General features: G+C 43.4%; 5 protein-coding genes. 1 reads left to right on the forward strand and 4 read right to left on the reverse strand.

Annotated elements, in window-relative coordinates; genetic code table 11:
- Positions 1–361: 361 nt before the first annotated feature.
- From L1D50_RS21210 to L1D50_RS21220, 3 genes are all read right to left on the reverse strand, one after another.
- Positions 362–1,198: an ADP-ribosylglycohydrolase family protein gene (locus tag L1D50_RS21210; protein ID WP_128725239.1), complete on the reverse strand. Its 837-nt coding sequence runs from the start codon at positions 1,196–1,198 to the stop codon at positions 362–364.
- 119 nt (positions 1,199–1,317) lie between these two features.
- A complete protein-coding gene (locus tag L1D50_RS21215; RefSeq protein ID WP_239966754.1) occupies positions 1,318–2,724 on the reverse strand; it encodes an alanine/glycine:cation symporter family protein in 1,407 nt (468 codons plus the stop codon).
- Between the two features lie 82 nt (positions 2,725–2,806).
- Entirely contained in the window at positions 2,807–3,718 is a 912-nt protein-coding gene (locus tag L1D50_RS21220; RefSeq protein WP_239966755.1) for an arginine deiminase-related protein, read from the reverse strand.
- A 168-nt stretch (positions 3,719–3,886) separates the two neighbouring features.
- Here L1D50_RS21220 and L1D50_RS21225 point away from each other — a divergent pair, with 168 nt between their 5' ends.
- Positions 3,887–4,318: an Lrp/AsnC family transcriptional regulator gene (locus L1D50_RS21225; RefSeq protein ID WP_128725236.1), complete on the forward strand. Its 432-nt coding sequence runs from the start codon at positions 3,887–3,889 to the stop codon at positions 4,316–4,318.
- Between the two features lie 100 nt (positions 4,319–4,418).
- Here the strand turns inward: L1D50_RS21225 and L1D50_RS21230 are convergent.
- On the reverse strand, positions 4,419–5,480 hold a 1,062-nt coding region (locus L1D50_RS21230), incomplete at its 5' end, for a mechanosensitive ion channel family protein (protein WP_239966756.1).

A 5,480-nucleotide genomic window follows, 5' to 3' on the forward strand; every position in this document is an offset into this window, starting at 1 on the left:
AAATAAAGGCCGGAAAAACTCGACTTTCATACACAAACCCCTCGATGAAAATCGAGGGATTTTTGAACTTAGCTGATTAATCTCGATCTGATCAGTATTGATATAACGACAAGGTCAGTTACGGTGTATTCAACAAGTTCAGAGCAATGGGTATCAGAAACATTTTCTCAAGCATTAAACAGTACGTGACTAAATAGCACACTCGACTTCGAACAAGCATTCGCGGGGTACGCATGCGCATTCAGTATTGCTGTTTGCACCACAGCAGAAACGATGGATATAAGACATCAATTAGTTTGGTCAGAATAATCGTCATGCAAGCCGAGTGTATGAAAGCAATTAACACCTAATCACTTCCTGGCTAGAGTTTAAATTCGTTTATAAGCCTTTTATCTATTTCGGCGAGATAATCAAGACCATATGGACTGTGATTAAATTGCTCTATCAAATTAGTAGGCAGATCTTTGTCTACCTGTTCAAAGCAGCTTGCTATCCCGCAACTAATCGCAGCGACACTATCTGTATCGCCACTAAAATCTACCGACATGCGGATCATTTCACTGAGACTACGCGCGTGGCTTAGCACCGTCAGCACGGCACTGAGCGTATCTTCAGATATCGCCCTCACACTTCCTTGCCACGTTGGAGTAAATTGGCAGCCTTGTCGTGCGAGGTAATCCTGCAAGGTCTCTAACTTTGCTTTTTGATGTACTCCAGCGTGGACTGCCAAAGCGATACAAACCGCTGCATTAACTGCAATATCATGATCATGGGTTACTCGAGCTTGGAGTGTTGCTTTAGCAATAACCTCTTGTTCCTCTCTATAATAACCTAATGGAAGTGAACGCATCATCGCGCCGTTGCCAAAGCTATCCGTTTTAACGCGCTTTGCAAACTGCTGTGCATCAACCGCTCCATTAAAAGCCTGCTGTAATCTTTTCGCGTAACCATGCACTGGGTCCCGATGGTAAGTATGAAAAAATGCAGCGGCTATAGTGTCTTCCTGCCAGACCGTATCGTTTAACATTAGTTCTGCCAGTGCCAGCGACATCTGGGTATCATCGGTGTAACAAGCTGAATCACCAGATAAAGCATGAGCGCGATAACCACTTAGATTGTTATGAGCGAGTATCACCTCGGGTTCCACAAACTCAAAGCCAGCACCATAAGCATCTGCAATTGCCATTTCAACTAACATTTAATTTCCTTAAATTATTCACGCACTTTTCCGTCTATGCCTTATTTTAATCAGTTCAAACGGGTAGAGGTACTACCCAATCTCTGCTTTTAACAGAAGGACTCTAAAATAAGATATGATTAGTGCCAAATTCCAGCCTCTGTCTTTCCTTGTATCTTGACGCTATCGACCTTAAAAAGTGGCTCTTTCCCTTTTGCTCTTTGCTGATGATAATCAGCCGTCACCGCCAAGATAGTGGGAGTAAGACGCACGATGGCAATAACATTAACCACCGTCATTAAACCCAATGCGATGTCGGCAAGATCCCATACCTGTTTTAGCGTTGCCGAAGCGCCCCACAACATCATAGATAAGTAGCATGCGGTATAAATTGAACGGCCAACTTTATTATCCAGATGAAATAAGTGTAAGTTACTTTCAGCATAGGCGTAATTAGCGACTACAGAGGTGAAAGCAAACAAAGTGATCGCCGCCGCAACAAAGTACACGCCCCCAGTTGCTAAATGCGCGGTCATCGCAGATTGTGTTAGCCTTATGCCTTCCATCTCACTGCCAATATCTATGTCTGCCAATAGAATTATGACAGCAGTGCAACTGCACAACACTATGGTATCAAAGAATACGCCCAACATTTGAATATAACCTTGGGTCACGGGGTGATTAGGAATTGGCGACGCACTTGCCGATGCGTGCGGCACACTACCTGCTCCCGCCTCGTTAGAATAGAGCCCACGCTGAATACCATTTTTGATAGCTGCGCCAAGTGCGCCTGCGCCCGCTTCTTGCAAGCCAAAAGCTGAAAGCAAAATATCTTTGATCATGGCAGGGACTTGAGAGTAATTCATCACGGTAATAATAATGGCCGCAAGGACAAAGACTAATCCCATTACTGGCACTACCTTTTCAGCAAATCGTGCAATCGCTTTGAAGCCACCAAGAATAATAGAGCCAGCGAGGACTGTGATCACAATACCTGAATAGAAGGTTGGAATATCAAACGCATTGTTGAGCGCATCGGTGATGGTATTGGTTTGCATCGCGCTAAAGGTAAATCCATATCCCAAAAACAAGCAAAAGGCGAAGCATACTGCAAACGCCCGACTTCCCAATCCCATGTGAATATAATAAGCAGGACCACCTCTAAACTCACCTTGGCTATCACGCACTTTATAGACTTGCCCAAGTACACTTTCGGCAAAGCCTGTTGCCATACCCAAAATAGCTATCATCCACATCCAAAATATCGCACCACTGCCACCAAGAGAGATAGCAACTGCAACACCTGCAAGATTACCAGTTCCAACTCGAGCTGATAGCCCTGTGCATAAGGCTTGAAATGAACTGATTGTATTGCTATCACCCTGACTGCTGCCCCGTAACAGGCTAAACATGTGACGAAACTTTACAACTTGTATCCCTCGCAAAAGAATAGTGAACCAAAACCCTGCAAATAGCAGGATATAAATAAGTATCTGGCCTTCTCCCCATAAAAGCCCATTGATACTCTTAACTGCACTTTCAAACATAGGCGATTCCTGTTTTATTATTATTTGCCGTTTATCTAGGGCCTGTTGACCTTCTTAAAAGGTAAACAGGCCCTAGTATTATTTAACGGTTATTTAAATGGACTCCAGCAATCATACAACGCACCGAGCCACCTGCGGCTTCAATTGTCGGTATATCAATAGCAACTAGCTTAGCTGACTTTTCGATGACAGCAATTTGCTCAGGCAACAACGCCTGATAAGCCGTTGTGGAAAGCGCGAGTATGCGTCCCATACTGCCTTGCAACTCAATCGCGTTGCCGCAAAAATGCTGGATCTGCTGATAAGATAGCGCAATCAGGGTGTGGCCGCTTTGCGTAAAACGGTTAATAAGCTGTGCCTGCTGATATTCTGGCACCATATCTAGGCATATCATGGCGAAATCGGTGGCGACACACATTAAGACATTGGTGTGATAGACAGGCACTTCATTCTTATCATAGGCATTAAATATTTCTGCCTGTAGTCCCAACTGCTCACAAACCTGATTAACTAACACGGCGTTAGTGCGCTTGGACTCTACCGCATAGGCCACTTTTGCTTGATGATCGATAACCATAGAGCCGGTGCCTTCAAGGAATACTTCTTCAGCGGTTAGATGACTATAATCATTGATGTTTGTCACCTGATAGTGAGCACTCAGAAAATCAATAATATCGCGGCGGATCTCCAATCGTCGATTCAAAGCGTACATAGGATAAATCGTTAACTGACCATCGTTATGCGTCGAAAACCAGTTATTTGGAAAGACCGAGTCTGGCGTGTCTGTGGAGGTATCTTCAAATAAGTGTACTTTCACGCCAGCCAATTCTAACGCTTGCACGGCGTTGCTGACCTCAACATAGGCTCTGTTGTTAGGGTTGTTTTCACTGCATGCTTGCTGAAATGCGTTATCTTGCATGGTTTGCGGGTTCGAAGTGAAATGGTGTGGGCGGATCATCACCACCGCTCGTGGTGCTTGAAATATCGTTGTCATACTGCACTCATTATTTGATTTGGACCTTGTCATACACAATATCAGTGTAACCACACCATAAGACGATTTAAATGCCAAAATCTTATACAATTAGTGCAATTTTCTATCACTTTGCTAAGTTGAATTATACAAATAGACTAATCATGACAAAAACCACAAAGCTGTACTATGACTCCTTACTTATATGATGCGCTTGACAAAGCCTTGATTGCTGAATTGCGCAAAGATGGCCGAGCAGCCATTTCAACTTTAGCCACTACGCTCGATGTGTCTCGCGGAACCGTACAAAACCGTTTAGATAGACTCATTTCCAGTGGTGCAATTCTAGGCTTTACAGTGCGGGTTCATGAATATATCGAGTCCGAGCTGGTGCGCGCTATCATGATGATAGAAGTGATCGGTAAATCCACTACTCAAGTGATCAATGCACTGCGTGGGATCCCCGAACTCAGTAAAATTCATACCACGAACGGGGCATGGGATTTAATCGCTGAAGTGCAAGCTGCTAACCTCAGTGAATTCGATGGTGTACTGAGGCAAGTTCGAGAGATTGATGGCATTTTAAATAGTGAAACCAGTATTTTGCTATCGAGTACGTAAAGCTCGATAGCGTTGTTTATCTAGATCAGGGTGATGAGTCGACGGTCCGAAATAAACTAAATCAGCCATGACACATTTCAACACTTAACCTAATTTACTGCTAAATTATATTATCCCCTTCTTCTGGGCTTCGAGCATGTTCAGCTTGTTCTCTGATCTCATCTGCATCGCTACTTACATCGTCAATATCCGCATCTACTGCTGTTATTGTGGGTTTATGCTTTTGTTTCACGGAGGCTCCGTTGCCACTCGAATTACTAGTCGCTTCTTTAATTGATCCTGATGTTTCATTATTTGCAGCTATAATTATCCGCTCTCTAGCATCGTCAGGCATGCTAATTCCCTGTTCGGTAAAGCAATTAACGGTTTCTCGCATAAGTTGAGACGCCACTTTTATCGGACTATGTTGTTCGCTATTGACCCAAAAATATATAGTAAGATTGATAGTCGCGGAGCCTAATGCTTCGAGTAGAGCCTGTGGTGGCGGGTCGTTTAAAACCGCACTTTGTTCTTTAAGTAAGTCAATTGCAATTTGCTGCGTCAGGCGAATATCGTTGTCATAGCCAATACCAATCTTAAAGTGTCCACGTGTTTTGGGATTGGCAGTAAAGTTTTTAATTACATTCTTGTAGACGGTAGCATTGGGTATTTGAATGTGATTGCCATCGTAATCAACTAAGGTGGTTGCGCGGGCAGTGACTTTTTTAACGATCCCCAAACGGTTATCGACTTCGATAACGTCATCAATTCTAAATGGGCGCTGGACACTAAGTAACATACTCGAAATAAAGTTCTCAGCGATATCACGAAATGCAAACCCAAGAATAAGACCGACAAGCCCAGTGCCACTCATTACTGCAACTGCAAACTCACTCAACCCAGCCAAACGCAAAAAGATATAAATACCAAAAAATATAACTAACACGCTGATAAAACGGCGAGTGACTAGATGTAATAATCGACTTTTACTGACATAACCTATGGGTTTAATCAAAAGATAAGAGATTGGCCTTGCTAAATAATAACAAAGCACAATAACCACAACTCCCAGCGCCAGAGCAGGTAATAATTGCCATGCAGTTTGTAAAAAGTGCACAACTTGTGTGCTTAAACTTAGCGTATCTGATGTGCTCACGGCTTCAGTCGCTTCGCTAGAAGCTGC

The organism is Pseudoalteromonas sp. Isolate6 (genome assembly GCF_022398435.1).
GTDB classification, from domain to species: Bacteria; Pseudomonadota; Gammaproteobacteria; order Enterobacterales; family Alteromonadaceae; genus Pseudoalteromonas; species Pseudoalteromonas galatheae.